This window comes from Bradyrhizobium sp. AUGA SZCCT0283, assembly GCF_018130385.1.
GTDB lineage: Bacteria > Pseudomonadota > Alphaproteobacteria > Rhizobiales > Xanthobacteraceae > Bradyrhizobium.
Map to the genome: position 1 here is coordinate 41088 of NZ_JAFCLU010000009.1, position 14430 is coordinate 55517.

Annotated in this window: 12 protein-coding genes; 9 read left to right on the forward strand and 3 right to left on the reverse strand. The window is 62.4% G+C overall.

Annotated elements, in window-relative coordinates; genetic code table 11:
- Positions 1–42: 42 nt before the first annotated feature.
- Both JQ624_RS14605 and JQ624_RS14610 read right to left on the reverse strand, forming a co-directional pair.
- Entirely contained in the window at positions 43–972 is a 930-nt protein-coding gene (locus tag JQ624_RS14605) for a response regulator transcription factor (RefSeq protein ID WP_212419596.1), read from the reverse strand.
- Positions 962–4333 carry an ATP-binding protein gene (locus tag JQ624_RS14610; RefSeq protein WP_212419597.1) on the reverse strand — a complete coding sequence of 1124 codons (3372 nt, stop codon included), beginning with the start codon at positions 4331–4333 and terminating at the stop codon, positions 962–964. Before JQ624_RS14610 ends, JQ624_RS14605 begins: the two co-directional genes overlap by 11 nt.
- A 174-nt stretch (positions 4334–4507) precedes the next feature.
- On the opposite strand from JQ624_RS14610, the gene urtA reads away from it, so the two are divergent.
- From urtA to JQ624_RS14650, 8 genes are all read left to right on the forward strand, one after another.
- Positions 4508–5767, forward strand: a complete 1260-nt coding sequence (gene urtA, locus JQ624_RS14615) for an urea ABC transporter substrate-binding protein (RefSeq protein ID WP_212419598.1) — start codon at positions 4508–4510, stop codon at positions 5765–5767.
- A gap of 129 nt (positions 5768–5896) precedes the next feature.
- On the forward strand, positions 5897–6823 hold the full coding sequence (urtB, locus tag JQ624_RS14620) for an urea ABC transporter permease subunit UrtB (protein ID WP_212419599.1): 927 nt from the start codon (positions 5897–5899) through the stop codon (positions 6821–6823).
- An 18-nt stretch (positions 6824–6841) separates the two neighbouring features.
- Positions 6842–7987: an urea ABC transporter permease subunit UrtC gene (gene urtC / locus JQ624_RS14625; RefSeq protein WP_212419600.1), complete on the forward strand. Its 1146-nt coding sequence runs from the start codon at positions 6842–6844 to the stop codon at positions 7985–7987.
- Positions 7988–7994: 7 nt separating this feature from the next.
- Positions 7995–8750 carry an urea ABC transporter ATP-binding protein UrtD gene (gene urtD / locus JQ624_RS14630; RefSeq protein ID WP_212419601.1) on the forward strand — a complete coding sequence of 252 codons (756 nt, stop codon included), beginning with the start codon at positions 7995–7997 and terminating at the stop codon, positions 8748–8750.
- A 68-nt stretch (positions 8751–8818) separates the two neighbouring features.
- Positions 8819–9508 carry an urea ABC transporter ATP-binding subunit UrtE gene (gene urtE, locus JQ624_RS14635; protein WP_212419602.1) on the forward strand — a complete coding sequence of 230 codons (690 nt, stop codon included), beginning with the start codon at positions 8819–8821 and terminating at the stop codon, positions 9506–9508.
- A 36-nt stretch (positions 9509–9544) separates the two neighbouring features.
- Positions 9545–10774 (forward strand): formamidase, encoded by a 1230-nt coding sequence (gene fmdA, locus JQ624_RS14640; protein ID WP_212419603.1) that lies wholly within the window; start codon positions 9545–9547, stop codon positions 10772–10774.
- 92 nt (positions 10775–10866) lie between these two features.
- Positions 10867–11208, forward strand: coding sequence for a zinc ribbon domain-containing protein (locus JQ624_RS14645; RefSeq protein ID WP_212419604.1), 342 nt, complete (start codon positions 10867–10869; stop codon positions 11206–11208).
- Between the two features lie 42 nt (positions 11209–11250).
- Complete coding sequence (locus tag JQ624_RS14650; protein WP_212419605.1) at positions 11251–12291, forward strand: aliphatic amidase; 1041 nt, start codon at positions 11251–11253, stop codon at positions 12289–12291.
- A 136-nt stretch (positions 12292–12427) separates the two neighbouring features.
- On the opposite strand, the gene JQ624_RS14655 is transcribed toward JQ624_RS14650, so the two are convergent.
- Positions 12428–13624: an acetyl-CoA C-acyltransferase gene (locus JQ624_RS14655; protein WP_212419606.1), complete on the reverse strand. Its 1197-nt coding sequence runs from the start codon at positions 13622–13624 to the stop codon at positions 12428–12430.
- Positions 13625–13796: 172 nt separating this feature from the next.
- Here JQ624_RS14655 and JQ624_RS14660 point away from each other — a divergent pair, with 172 nt between their 5' ends.
- Positions 13797–14420, forward strand: coding sequence for a TetR/AcrR family transcriptional regulator (locus tag JQ624_RS14660; protein WP_212419607.1), 624 nt, complete (start codon positions 13797–13799; stop codon positions 14418–14420).
- The last annotated feature ends 10 nt before the right edge of the window (positions 14421–14430 follow it).

Here is a 14430-nt window from a genome sequence, read left to right on the forward strand (position 1 = left end):
AGACTTTGCTTGCCTGCCAGGAGGGCGAGGAAGCAGGTCGCGTCAAGATTTTCGATGTTTTGCGTTCACCGCGATCGCAGCCGCTGCGGTGCGGTTCTCGACGCCGAGTTTCGAGTAGATTTGCTCGAGGTGCTTGTCGACGGTGCGTGGGCTCAAGCCCAGAATTTGCGCGATGTCGCGGTTGGTCTTGCCCTTCGACAGCCACGACAGCACTTCGCCCTCGCGTGTCGTCAGACCAAGCTCGCTGGAGAATTCCGCCGGCGTCTCAGTGCCGGAATCCTTTGCAAGCCGCAGCAGGAATTCGTTGCTGCCCAGCCTGCCCATATATTGCAGCCGGAGCTGTTCGTTGCCGGGAAGCGCGGTCATGATCGCGGCTTTCGACCCGGCCTTGCCCTTGCGGGCCTGGTCCAGCCATTGCGGGATCGGCTGCGGCAGCACGACATCGTCGTCGCTATCCGGGCTAAGCGCATCCGACAGCAGTTTCTGCGCCTGGGGTGTCGCCCACATGATCTTGCCCACGCCGTTGACGGCGAGCAGATAGCGGCCGGAGACGTCGAGCGCGGCCCGCGCGCTCTGGGTCAGCCGCGCATTGGCGAGGTGGACGCGGATGCGCGCCAGCATCTCCTCGACCGCAATGGGCTTGGTGACGTAGTCGACGCCGCCGGCCTCCAGGCCGCGCACGATGTGCTCGGTTTCGGCCAGCCCTGTCATGAAGATGATGGGAACGTGGTCGAGGCCGGCGTCACGCTTCAGCCGCCTGCAGGTTTCAAAACCATCCAGCCCGGGCATGACCGCGTCAAGCAGTACGATGTCGGGCGTGATCTGGTCGACGATCCGCATCGCGGCTGCGCCGTCGAGCGCGACCATGACCGTCATGCCGGCGCCGTCGAGCGCATCGGTGAGCAGCCGCAGGGTCTCCGGCGAATCATCGACGATGAGGGCGACGTCGCGCTTTTTGGATTCAGTGATCATAACTGTGCAGTGTTTTCAGGGTCGCCATGTACTGATCGAGATCGAAGCGGTCGATCAAGGCGCGCATTTGCGACACGAAGTCGGCATGTTCGGGGTAGTCGATCCCGATCTCGTCCAGCTTGACCTGGATTGCGCGGATGTAGCCGAGTTGCCCGAGGCCGATCAGTTCCTCGACATATTTCACCGGTGGCCGCGATCCCGTCTCCGGCTTCCAGCGCGGCTGGGGTATCTGCTCGGCCTCGTACTGCCATTCGATCCTGAGCAATTGCCGGATCGTCTCCACCAGCTTGGGGATATCGATCGGCTTCATCAGATAGCCGTCGTGAAACGGCTGCGCCAGCGGCGCGCCATGCGCCTCCAGCGCGCTCGCCGACACCATCAGGATGCGGGCCTGATGATGACCGCTGGCGCGCAACGTTTCCGCCACCGTCCAGCCGTCCATGCCTGCCATCGAGATATCCAGCAGGAACAGATCGGGCCGGCAGTGCTGTGCCAGCGCAAGGCAGCCCGGTCCGTCGGGCGCGCTCAGGAGAATGAAGCCGAGCGGCGCCAGCACCTCGCGCAGCAGGTCGCGGTGGGTCGGATCGTCGTCGGTGATCAGGATCGTCTTGCGCGGGCCGTGATAGCCGAAGATCGGCGCCTCGATCGGCGCAATCCGCGTCGGATTGGTGACTTCCGACAGCAGGATCTTGACGCGGAACGTGCTGCCGGTGCCGACCTCGCTCGTCACCCTGATATCGCCGCCCATGACGCCGGCGAGCAGCCGGCTGATGGTCAGCCCGAGACCGGTGCCGGTCTGCGGCTGCGACACGCCGAGCGCACCGCGCTCGAACGGCGCGAAGATGCGTTCGAGATCGTCAGCCTGAATACCCGGGCCGGTGTCGATCACCTCGAACTCCGCGACCGGGCTGCGGTAATGCACGACGAACTGCACGCTGCCGGTCTGCGTGAACTTCAGCGCATTCGACAGCAGGTTGATCAGAACCTGGCGCAGACGCTTTTCGTCGGCATAGACGACGAGGGGCAGCACCGAAGGCCGCCTGAAAACGAAGTCGATACCCTTGGCGGCCGCCTGAACGCGAAACATCCCGACGAGTTGGTCGAGGAATTCGCTCAGGCGCACCTCGTCGCGGGACAGATAGAGCCGGCCGGCCTCGATCTTGGAAATATCGAGGATGCCGTCGATCAGCCCGGACAGATGATCGGCGCTGCGGCGGACCACGCGCACCTGATCGCGCGGCTTCGTAGTAAGGCTGGAATCCTGTTCCAGCAGTTGCGCATAGCCGGAGATCGCATTCAGCGGCGAGCGCAGTTCGTGGCTCAGGCCGACCACATAGCGGCTCTTGGCGAGGTTCGCCGATTCCGCTACTTCCTTGGCGCGCTGCAGCTCGGCATCGGTGCGCTTGTGCGCGTCGATTTCCTGGATCAAGAGCGCGGTCTGCCGCCGCGTTTCCGCCTCCGCCGCGCGGCGGCTCTGCTGCGCCAGCACGAACAGCCACGCCACCACGCCGATGATGATGGTGAGCGCGAAGAAAACCTTCCAGAGCACGTCGGACAGAAGGAGGTTGTCGACCGCAACCGTTGCCGACGTCTGCAGGTAGATCAGCCCGAGCGTCAGCCCGACGAGGCCAGCGGATACCGCGAACACGCCGAGATAATGCCCGAACTGCGAGTTGATCCGGGCGTAGATCGTCTCCGGCAGCATTTTGCCCAGCGTCTCCGACACCTGCGCGCCGATCCGCGCATGCGGCTTGCAGAGGTCGTGGCAGCGCGCGTCGAGCGAACAGCACAGCGAACATATCGGGCCGGCGTAGGCGGGGCAGGAGGCCATGTCCTCCGGCTCGAACGAATGCTCGCAGATACAGCACTGGATCGCCTCGAGGTTCTGCCAGCTTCGTTTGGGTTTGCGCGCGATGTAATATTTGCCGTCGGTGGCCCATGCGATCAGCGGCGCGGCGATGAAGGCGACCGCCAGCGCCACGAAGGCCGAGAGCGCCTTTGCCGTCGGTCCGAACAGGCCGTAGAACGCTGAGATCGAGACGAGGGTCGCGATCGTCATGGCGCCGACGCCGACCGGGTTGATGTCGTAGAGATGCGCGCGCTTGAACTCGATGTGCTGCGGGCGAAGCCTAAGCGGCTTGTTGATGACGAGATCGGCGACCAGCGCGCCGACCCAGGCAATCGCGACGTTGGAGTAGAGCGCCAGCGTCTGCTCCAGCGCCTTGTAGACGCCGATTTCCATCAGCAGCAGCGCCACCATGACGTTGAACACCAGCCAGACGACGCGGCCGGGATGGCTGTGCGTCAGCCGCGAGAAGAAGTTCGACCACGCGATCGAGCCTGCATAGGCGTTGGTGACGTTGATCTTGACCTGCGAGAGAATGACGAAGGTGCCGGTCAGCGCCAGCGCCAGATCGGGCTGCGACAGCACGTAGCGGAACGCTTCGAGATACATGTGCGCCGGATCGGCGGCCTGTTCGTTGGCGACGCCGTGGCTGAGCGCGAAGTAGGCGAGGAAGGATCCGACGAGCAGTTTCAGCGCGCCGAAAATGATCCAGCCGGGGCCCGCACCCAGCAGGGCGATCCACCACGAGGTTCGCGAGGTGCGGCGGTCGCGCGGCAGAAACCGCAGGAAGTCGACCTGTTCGCCGATCTGCGCCACCAGCGAAAACACCACTGAGGCGGCGGTGCCGAACAGCAAGAGATCGAGATGGCCGCTCGCGTCGCCATGTTCGCCGGCGAATTTCCGCCATTCCGTGAACGAATGCGGGTTGGCCCAGGCGATCGCCACGAAGGGAAGGATGTGGAGCACGACCCAGAGCGGCTGCGTCCACAGTTGGAAGCGGCTGATCAAGGTGATGCCGTAGGTCACCAGGGGAATGATAACGACAGCGCTGATGAGATAGCCGAGCGGGCGCGGGATGCCGAAGCACATCTCCAGCGCGGCTGCCATGATGACCGCTTCGAGCGCGAAGAAGATGAAGGTGAAGGAGGCGTAGATCAGCGAGGTGATGGTGGAGCCGATATAGCCGAAGCCGGCGCCGCGGGTCAGCAGGTCGATATCGATGCCGCATTTGGCGGCATGGTAGGCAATCGGCAGGCCGCAAAAGAAAATGATGACGCTGACGACGAGGATGGCGGCGGTGGCGTTGGCTGCGCCGTAATTCAGCGTAATCGTGCCGCCGATCGCTTCCAGCGCCAGAAAAGAGATGGCGCCGAGGGCGGTATTGGCGACGCGGGCGGCCGACCAGCGCCGGGCGCTTTTGGCGGTGAAGCGCAGCGCATAGTCTTCCAGGGTCTGGTTCGCAACCCACTGATTATATTGGCGCCTGACGCGGTCGATCCGCTGCCGCCCTGCCACTGTGATGCTCCTGCCCAGTTCAACCGACCCCTGCGTAGCCAGCAAACCCCGTACCAAAATCTACGTCGCTATTTTGCGGTGCAATATACGCAATCCCACGTATCTGTGCAGTGCACAAATCCAGGCAATCCTCGCCTGACCAATAAGCGTTCTCGAACCAAAAATGGGGTGCTCATGTCAGACGAACCAAACAAGGGCCTGCAGTCGCCACTTCGCCGCAAACTGCTGATGGGCGCGGCAGCACTGCCGCTCATTTCGATGCTTCCCCGGCCCTCGTTCGGAGCCGGTCCCGCCACCGCTACGGTCAACACCACCGGGCTAGCGGTCACCGATACGGAAGTCACGGTCGGCATCCTGCACTCCGCCACCGGAACGATGGCGATTTCGGAAACCGGTTCGATCCAGGCTGAAAAGCTGGCGATCGAACAGATCAACGCCGCCGGCGGCGTGCTCGGACGCAAGATCAAGTTCATCCAGGAAGACGGCGCCAGCGACTGGCCGACATTTGCGGAAAAGGCCAAGAAGCTTCTCGTCAACGACAAGGTCGCGGCGATCATGGGCTGCTGGACCTCGGCATCCCGCAAGGCCGTGCTGCCGGTCATGGAGCAGTACAACGGCATGCTCTACTACCCGACCTTCTATGAAGGTCTCGAGCAGTCCAAGAACGTCATCTATACCGGCCAGGAGGCGACCCAGCAGATTCTCGCCGGGTTGAACTGGATCGCCAAGGAGAAGGGCGCCAAATCGTTCTTCTTTATCGGTTCGGATTACATCTGGCCGCGCACCTCGAACAAGATCGCGCGCAAGCACGTCGAGAACGTGCTGAAGGGCAAGGTCGTCGGCGAGGAATATTACGCGCTCGGCAGCACCCAGTTCAATTCGGTCATCAACAAGATCAAGCTGACCAAGCCCGACGTGATTTTCACCGACGTGGTCGGCGGTTCGAACGTCGCCTTCTACAAGCAGCTGAAGGCGGCCGGCGTCGACCTTTCGAAGCAGGCGCTGCTGACGATCTCGGTGACCGAAGACGAAATCGACGGCATCGGCGGCGAAAACATCGCAGGTGCCTATGCCTGCATGAAGTACTTCCAGTCGCTCGACAACGCCAACAACAAGGCGTTCGTCGCCGATTTCAAGAAGATGTGGGGCGAGAAGACCGTGATCGGCGACGTGACGCAGGCCGCCTATCTCGGCCCGTGGCTGTGGAAGTTGACCGTCGAGAAGGCCGGAAGCTTCGACGTCGACAAGATCGCGGCGGCCTCGCCCGGCGTCGAATTCAAGGGCGCGCCCGAAGGCTACGTGCGCATCCACGAAAACCATCACCTCTGGTCGAAGACCCGCGTCGGCAAGGCCAAACTCGACGGCCAGTTCGAACTGATCTTCGAGACCGCCGATCTGGTCGAGCCCGATCCGTTCCCGAAGGGCTACCAGTAAGCGCGGCCGATCTCCCCCAATCTCTCCCGGGCAACCGCTCCCTGGCGTGGACCGTCAATCCGCGCTCACGACCCCGCGTCGCGAATTTTCTCGCGACGCGGGACCCTTTCCCTCGACGGAGAAACATCGATGTTCGGCGAATATTCGATTGGCGATCTGGGCTCCATCTTCGTCATGCAGGGCTTTGCAGGCCTGATCCTGTTTTCCGTCTACGTGCTGATGGCGCTCGGTCTTGCGATCATCTTCGGCCAGATGGGCGTCATCAACATGGCGCATGGCGAGTTCATGATCCTGGGGGCCTATGTCACCTGGATGACGTCGAACACGTTCCAGCATTATTTGCCTTCACTGTTCTCCGGATACTTCTTCCTGGCGATGCTGCTGGCGTTTCTGGCATCGGGCGCGCTCGGGATGCTGGTCGAATGGGCGCTGATCCGTCATCTCTACAAGCGTCCGCTCGATACGCTGCTCGCCACCTGGGGCCTGAGCCTGATCCTCCAGCAGACCTATCGTTCGGTGTTCGGCCCACGCGAGGTCGGCGTCGAACTGCCGCAATGGATGCTGGGGTCGCTCAAGGTGACCGACAGCATCGAGGTCCCGATCAACGGCGTCTTCGTGATGGGCCTGACCGTGCTGATCACCATCGTGGTCGCTTACGTCCTGTACAAATCTCGCTGGGGCCGCCAGGTCCGCGCCGTGGTGCAGAACCGCATCATGGCCGGCGCTGTCGGCATCAATACCGAGAAGGTCGACCGCTACACCTTCGGACTCGGCTGTGGCATCGCCGGCATCGCCGGAAGCGCCTTCACCATGATCGGCTCGACCGGGCCGACATCGGGCCAGCTCTACATCGTGGATACCTTCCTGGTCGTCGTGTTCGGCGGCGCTGCCAGCCTGCTCGGCACCATCGCTTCCGCCTTCTCGATCTCGCAGACCCAGTCGACGCTGGAATTCTTCATGTCGGGTTCGATGGCCAAGGTGCTCACGCTGCTCGCTGTGGTCGGAATCCTGATGCTGCGGCCGCAAGGCTTGTTCGCCCTCAAAGTCCGCAAATAACAAAAAGCAGGTACGGTCATGATCATCACCTCACGCTTCTTCAATCGATCCGAGCTCATCGGCTTCATTGCGCTGGCCGCGGTCCTGTTCGTGATCCTGCCGCTCTCGCTGGATGTGTTCCGCCTCAACCTGGTCGCGAAATATCTGACCTACGCCTTTGTCGCGATCGGGCTTGTGCTGTGCTGGGGCTATGGCGGCATTCTAAGCCTGGGGCAGGGAGTGTTCTTCGGCCTCGGCGGCTACTGCATGGCGATGTTCCTCAAGCTGGAAGCCTCCAGCGTCGAGAACACCAAGATCCAGTCCACGCCCGGCATTCCGGATTTCATGGACTGGAACCAGATCACCTCGCTGCCTTTGTTCTGGCAGCCATTCCACAGCCTCACCTTTACCATCGCCGCAATCATCCTGGTGCCCGGCCTGTTCGCCCTGATTATCGGCACGGCGATGTTCAAGCGTCGCGTCGGCGGCACCTATTTCGCGATCATCACCCAGGCCGTCGCCGCGATCCTGACCATCCTGATCGTGGGACAGCAGGGCTATACCGGCGGCATCAACGGCATGACCGACCTGCGCACCCTCAGGGGTTGGGACATCCGGCCGGACCATGCCAAGATCATCCTTTACTTCTTTGAAGTGTTCCTGCTGTTCGTCTGCATCGGCATCGCGCAGTTCATCCGTCTGACCAAGCTCGGCCGCATCCTGGTGGCGATGCGCGAACAGGAAGATCGCGTCCGCTTTTCCGGCTACAGCGTCGCCAACTTCAAGATCTTTGCCTTCTGCATGGCAGCGATTTTCGCCGCGATAGGTGGCGCGATGTTCGCGCTCAATGTCGGTTTCATGTCGCCGTCCTTTGTCGGCATTGTGCCGTCGATCGAAATGGTGATCTACACCGCCGTCGGCGGACGGATGTCGATCTTCGGTGCGGTGTGGGGCTCGTTGCTGGTCAATTTCGCCAAGACCAGCCTTTCGGAATCCTTCCCGCAGCTCTGGCTGTTCGGCCTCGGCGCGCTGTTCATCGCGGTCGTGCTGGCCTTCCCGAACGGCCTGTCGGGAATCTGGGCCGACTACGTTCAGCCGCGCATCGACCGGCTGCTGGCATCGCGCAAATCAAAGGCGGGCGCGTGGGCCGACAATTCCGTCGCCGACGGCGCACCGGCAGAGTGAGGCAAGCATGCTCATCGGTCATCAGCCCAAACCCTTCCTGCTCGCGGTCGAGGCGCTCACAGTGTCATTCGACGGCTTCAAGGCCGTGAACAATCTCTCTTTCTATGTCGAGGAGAACGAAATCCGCGTCATCATCGGCCCCAACGGCGCCGGCAAGACCACCGTACTGGATCTGATCTGCGGAAAGACCAAGGCGACCTCGGGCTCGATCCAGTTTCGCGGCAAGGAGCTGACGAAGCTGAAGGAGAACCAGATCGTGCAGACTGGCGTCGGGCGCAAGTTTCAGACGCCGTCGGTGTTCGAAGATCTGACCGTGTTCGAGAATCTGGAGATTTCATACCCGCGCGGTCGCACCGTGTTCGGATCGCTCGCCTTCCAGCGTGACGATGCCGTGAGGCAGCGCGTCGAAGAGGTCGCCGAGATGATCTTCCTGAAGGATCGTCTCGATACCTATGCCGACCAGCTCAGCCACGGCCAGAAGCAATGGCTCGAGATCGGCATGCTGCTGATCCAGGACCCGGAGCTCTTGATGCTCGATGAGCCTGTCGCTGGCATGAGCGTCAGCGAACGCGCCAAGACCGCCGAACTGCTCAACCGCATCATCAAGGACCGCTCCGTGCTGGTCATCGAACACGACATGAAATTCGTCGAGGACATCGCCCACAAGGTCACGGTGCTGCACCAGGGCCAGATCCTGTCGGAAGGCACGATGGAGAAGGTCAAGAACGATCCGAAGGTCATTGAAGTCTATCTCGGACATTAGCGCATGATCCCGGAAAGTGGCTTCCGGTTTCCGGACAAGATCCTGCGTAACGAATAAGGAGCGCGTCGATGCTGGCTATTTCGGATCTACACGTGGCCTACGGCCAGAGCGAGGTGCTGCACGGCCTCAACGTTTCGGTCGCGCCCAACGAGATCGTTGCGATCATGGGCCGCAACGGCATGGGCAAGACGACGCTGATGAAGTCGCTGATGGGCATCCTGCCGACCAAGAGCGGCTCTGTCAGCATGGACGGCGCCGAGCTCAGCGCGCTGCCGAGCTACGAGCGCGTCGCCAGGGGCCTCGCCTACGTTCCGCAGGGCCGCATGATTTTTTCCACCATGACGGTGAAGGAGAATATCGAGACCGGCCTTGTGGTGTCGGGCGGGTCCGAGGTGCCTGAAGACATCTACGAGCTGTTTCCGGTGCTGCTGGAAATGAAAGGACGGCGCGGCGGCAATCTGTCGGGCGGTCAGCAGCAGCAATTGGCGATCGCGCGTGCGCTCGCCACCAAGCCGAAAGTGCTGCTGCTGGACGAGCCGACCGAGGGCATCCAGCCGTCGATCATCAAGGACATGGCGCGGACCTTGAAGCGGATTCGCGACGAGCGCGGCCTGTCGATCGTCGTCTCCGAACAGGTCTTGAGCTTCGCGCTCGATATCGCCGACCGCGTGCTCGTCATCGAGAACGGCGAGATCGTCCGCGATGACCCGCGCGACAGCGTCGATGCCGCGCAAGTCTCGAAATATCTGTCCGTCTGAAAACCCAACCCATCTGTCTAAAAAGGGGAGCTATCGATGCCAGAGACACTGATCAAGGTCGATCTTTCGAAGTCGGCCTACGACAACGACATGATCCACAATCGGTGGCATCCCGACATCCCGATGGTTTCGTGGGTCAACCCGGGCGACGATTTCATCATCGAGACCTATGACTGGACCGGCGGCTTCATCAAGAACAATGATTCCGCCGATGACGTGCGCGATATCGATCTCTCGATCGTGCATTTCCTGTCCGGCCCGATCGGCGTCAAGGGCGCCGAGCCCGGCGATCTGCTCGTGGTCGATCTGCTCGACGTCGGTCCGCTGAAGGAAAGCCTCTGGGGCTTCAACGGCTTCTTCTCCAAGCAGAACGGCGGCGGTTTCCTGACCGATCACTTTCCGCTGGCGCAGAAATCGATCTGGGACATCAAGGGACTCTACACCTCGTCGCGCCACGTGCCCGGCGTGAATTTTGCCGGCCTGATCCATCCCGGCCTGATCGGCTGTCTGCCCGATCCGAAACTGCTGGCGACCTGGAACGAGCGCGAAACCGCGCTGATCGCAACCAATCCGACCCGTGTCCCGGGCCTTGCCAATCCGCCGTTCGCCGCGACCGCGCATGCCGGCCGCGCCAAGGGCGACGCCAAGGCCAAGGTCGGCGCGGAAGGCGCCCGCACCGTGCCGCCGCGCGAGCATGGCGGCAATTGCGACATCAAGGACCTGTCGCGCGGCTCAAAAATCTTCTTCCCGGTCTATGTGCCGGGCGGCGGGCTCTCGATGGGCGACCTGCATTTCAGCCAGGGCGACGGCGAGATCACCTTCTGCGGTGCGATCGAAATGGCCGGCTGGCTGCATCTCAAGGTCGACATCATCAAGGACGGGGTGGCGAAGTACGGCATCAAGAATCCCGTATTCAAGCCGTCGCCGATCACGCCGAACTACAAGGACTATCTGATCTTCGAAGGCATCTCGGTCGACGAGGCCGGCAAGCAGCATTATCTCGACGTCCACATCGCCTACCGCCAGGCCTGTTTGAACGCGATCGAATATCTGAAGAAGTTCGGCTATTCCGGCGCGCAGGCCTATTCGATCCTCGGCACCGCGCCGTGCCAGGGTCATATCTCGGGCGTGGTCGACGTGCCCAATGCCTGCGCCACGCTGTGGCTGCCGACGGAGATTTTCGACTTCGACATCATGCCGTCGTCGGCCGGTCCGATCAAACACATCACGGGCGATATCCAGATGCCGATCTCGCCGGACAAGTGATCCCTGCGCGAGAAGGATGCGGGACGGCTTTGGTGTGCCGGCCGCCCCGCATCCGCTGTCGTGCTCTTCCAACCATCGCGCGAGAAAGCCAGATGCCCGTCTACGAATATCTCTGCAACGATTGCGGCCCGTTCACCGACATGCGGCCGATGGCCGAATGCGACGAACCGCAGGACTGCCCGCGCTGTGAGACTATATCGCCGCGCGTGATCCTGACCGCGCCGGCGTTTTTCTGCATGCCGTCAGACAAGCGGAAAGCCATCGCCACCAACGAGCGCAGCGCCCACGCGCCGAAGACGCTTGGTGAATACAAGGCCTCGCACGGCCCCGGCTGCGGCTGCTGTTCATCCAAGAAGCCGGCGCGGCTGGTGACCAGGACGAAGGGCGGCGCCAAAGGCTTTCCGACCGCACGTCCATGGATGATCAGCCACTGAAGCGCGATCCTTCAAACCCGAACCAGAACAAGAGGCGATCCAATGCTCCACGGTGACATTTCCTCCAGCAACGACACAGTCGGCGTCGCCGTCGTCAATTACAAGATGCCGCGCCTGCACACCAAGGCCGAGGTGCTCGACAACGCCCGCAAGATCGCCGACATGATCGTCGGCATGAAGCTTGGCCTGCCGGGCATGGATCTGGTGATCTTCCCGGAATATTCCACCCACGGCATCATGTACGACTCCAAGGAGATGTACGAGACCGCTTCGCAGGTCCCGGGTGCCGAGACGGAAATCTTTGCCGAAGCCTGCCGCAAGGCGAGAGTCTGGGGCGTGTTCTCGCTGACTGGCGAGCGCCACGAGGAGCATCCGCACAAGGCGCCGTACAACACCCTGATCCTGATGAACGACAAGGGCGAGATCGTCCAGAAGTACCGCAAGATCATGCCATGGGTGCCGATCGAAGGCTGGTATCCCGGCAATTGCACCTATGTGTCCGAAGGCCCGAAGGGTCTGAAGGTCAGCCTGATCATCTGCGACGACGGCAACTTTCCGGAAATCTGGCGCGACTGCGCCATGAAGGGCGCCGAGCTGATCGTGCGCTGCCAGGGCTACATGTATCCGGCCAAGGAACAGCAGATCCTGATCTCCAAGGCGATGGCCTGGGCCAACAATGTCTATGTCGCGGTCGCCAACGCCGCCGGCTTCGACGGCGTCTATTCCTACTTTGGCCACTCCGCGATCGTCGGCTTCGATGGCCGCACCCTGGGCGAGACCGGGGAGGAAGAATACGGCATTCAATACGCAGGATTATCGAAGAGTCTGATCCGCGATGCGCGCCGCAACGGCCAGTCGCAGAACCATCTCTTCAAGCTGCTGCATCGCGGTTATACCGGCATGATCAATTCCGGCGAAGGCGCGCAAGGCGTCGCGTCCTGCCCCTACGACTTCTACAAGAAGTGGATCGACGATCCCGAAGGCACGCGCGAAATGGTCGAGGCGATGACCCGCCCGACGGTCGGGACCGACGAGTGCCCGATCGACGGCATTCCGAACGAGGCGACGGCGAGCAACTACTAGACCGCTGAGCCGGCGCGCCGCCGCGCGGCGGCAAGGCGTTTGCGACCTGCCGTCCGCCCGGCTCGAGAGGTGGTCGGATGAGAAGACATACGAGCGACGCGGCTCGCGCCGCTCGCATGTCTTTCCAATCGCCCGGTCAGCGAACGGCGCGCTCGACGGCGATGGCGGTCGCTTCACCGCCGCCGATGCACAACGCGGCGACGCCGCGTTTCAGGTTCCGCGCTTCCAGCGCATGCAGCAGCGTCACGATCAATCGCGCGCCGGTGGCGCCGATCGGGTGGCCGAGCGCGCAGGCGCCGCCATTGACGTTGAGTTTCTCGCGGGGAATGCCGAGATCCTTCTGCGCCGCCATCGCCACCACTGCGAACGCTTCGTTGATCTCGAACAGGTCAACATCGCTGACACTCCAGCCCACCTTGTCGAGCAGCTTGCGGATGGCGGGGATCGGCGCGGTGGTGAACCATTGCGGCTCCTGGCTGTGCGTGGCGTGGCCCTTGATCTCCGCGAGCACCGGCAGGCCGTCACGGTCGGCGAGCGAGCGCTTGGCCAGAATGAGCGCCGCGGCGCCGTCGGCATTGGCGGAGGAGGCGGCCGGCGTGATGGTGCCGTTGGCGCGGAACGCGGGCTTCAATCCGGGAATCTTGCCGGGGTCCACCTTGAGCGGATGCTCGTCATTGGCGACGACGCGTGGGCCTGTCTTTTCGGTCAGCGTGATTGACGCAATCTCGGCCCTGAAGGCGCCGCCCTCGACCGCCTTGCGGGCGCGGTTCAGCGTCTCCATCGCATAGGTGTCCTGGTCCTTGCGGGTGAACTGGTAGGCCTCCGCGGTGGCCTCGCCGAAATCGCCCATCGAGCGGCCGGTCTCGTAGGCGTCTTCCAGCCCGTCCATCATCATGTGATCGATGATCCGGTCATGGCCGGCGCGATAGCCGGCCCGCGCCTTGGCCAGCAAATAGGGCGCATTGCTCATGCTCTCCATGCCGCCGGACAGCACGATCGCGGCCGAGCCCGCATTGATGATGTCGTGGGCCAGCATGGTCGCCTTCATGCCGGAGCCGCAGACCTTGTTGACGGTGGTGGCGCCGGCGGCATCCGGCAGTTTGGCGCCGCGGGCGGCCTGGCGTGCCGGCGCCTGGCCTTGTCCGGCCGGCAAGACGTTGCCCATGAAAACCTCATCGATCCGCTCGGGCGCCAGCTTGGCCCGTTCCAGCGCCGCGCCGATCACGTGGGAGCCGAGCTTGTGGGCGCTGAGAGGCGACAACTCGCCCATGAAGCGGCCGAGCGGCGTGCGGGCGGCGGAAAGGATGACGACGGGGTCGGAAGCGGTGGCCATGGCGAACTCTCCTGTTGATAGATGTTGTTATATGACGATAGTCATATAAGATAGCCAGCATTGCAATGAAATGTTGCCGTGAACTTTCAAGGAAGCGCGGCTCCAGAATTGCTTCGAGGGGATGGGGACGGGTTGTGCAGCCGATCACCTTAGGACCTTGCACGGAGGGGCGATGCGATACGTAGAAGACCACAGGCGTCAAACCCACGATCGGATCGTTGAAAATGCCTCCTACGGTTTGCGCCAAAAGGGCGCGGAAGGGCTCAGTGTTGTCGAGTTAATGAAGCTCGCGGGTCTGACCCACGGTGGCTTCTATAACCATTTCGAGTCGCGTGCCGCGCTTGTCAGCGAGGCGATCGCCTTTGCGATGGACCAAACGACTGGGCGATGGAAAAAACTGGCGAACGGGAAGGCCGACGGGGAACGCTTCGAGGCGTTGGTCGCTGATTATCTTAGTCCCCGGCATCGCGACAATCCTAAACACGGTTGCGCGCTTCCAACCCTGGCCGTCGATGTCGCGCGATCGAGTCCGAGCGAGCAGCAGGCCCTGGCTTCCAAACTGGAGAAGATGATCGATGCCCTTGTCGAGTTGCTTCCCGATGAGCGACTTGGACAGGCCCGCCAAATTGCGACAGGCGCTATCGCAACCATGGTGGGATCGATCGTGCTGTCGCGTGCCGTCGGCGCGGGGAAACTTTCCGACCGCATTCTCGAATCCGGCCGCAGGACCGCCGGCGGCCGGATTCGGAAGCCGAAACGAAGAACAACAAAGGCGACGCGCTGCGAAAAATCATAACAAGGGAGGT

Excerpts from the sequence above, each read along its gene's own strand:
- JQ624_RS14605 (WP_212419596.1), bottom strand. The coding sequence starts at position 972 with ATGATCACTGAATCCAAAAAGCGCGACGTCGCCCTCATCGTCGATGAT.
- urtB (WP_212419599.1), top strand. The coding sequence starts at position 5,897 with ATGTTCGGCGAATATTCGATTGGCGATCTGGGCTCCATCTTCGTCATG.
- fmdA (WP_212419603.1), top strand. The coding sequence starts at position 9,545 with ATGCCAGAGACACTGATCAAGGTCGATCTTTCGAAGTCGGCCTACGAC.
- urtE (WP_212419602.1), top strand. The coding sequence starts at position 8,819 with ATGCTGGCTATTTCGGATCTACACGTGGCCTACGGCCAGAGCGAGGTG.
- JQ624_RS14655 (WP_212419606.1), bottom strand. The coding sequence starts at position 13,624 with ATGGCCACCGCTTCCGACCCCGTCGTCATCCTTTCCGCCGCCCGCACG.
- urtA (WP_212419598.1), top strand. The coding sequence starts at position 4,508 with ATGTCAGACGAACCAAACAAGGGCCTGCAGTCGCCACTTCGCCGCAAA.
- urtD (WP_212419601.1), top strand. The coding sequence starts at position 7,995 with ATGCTCATCGGTCATCAGCCCAAACCCTTCCTGCTCGCGGTCGAGGCG.
- urtC (WP_212419600.1), top strand. The coding sequence starts at position 6,842 with ATGATCATCACCTCACGCTTCTTCAATCGATCCGAGCTCATCGGCTTC.
- JQ624_RS14660 (WP_212419607.1), top strand. The coding sequence starts at position 13,797 with ATGCGATACGTAGAAGACCACAGGCGTCAAACCCACGATCGGATCGTT.
- JQ624_RS14645 (WP_212419604.1), top strand. The coding sequence starts at position 10,867 with ATGCCCGTCTACGAATATCTCTGCAACGATTGCGGCCCGTTCACCGAC.
- JQ624_RS14650 (WP_212419605.1), top strand. The coding sequence starts at position 11,251 with ATGCTCCACGGTGACATTTCCTCCAGCAACGACACAGTCGGCGTCGCC.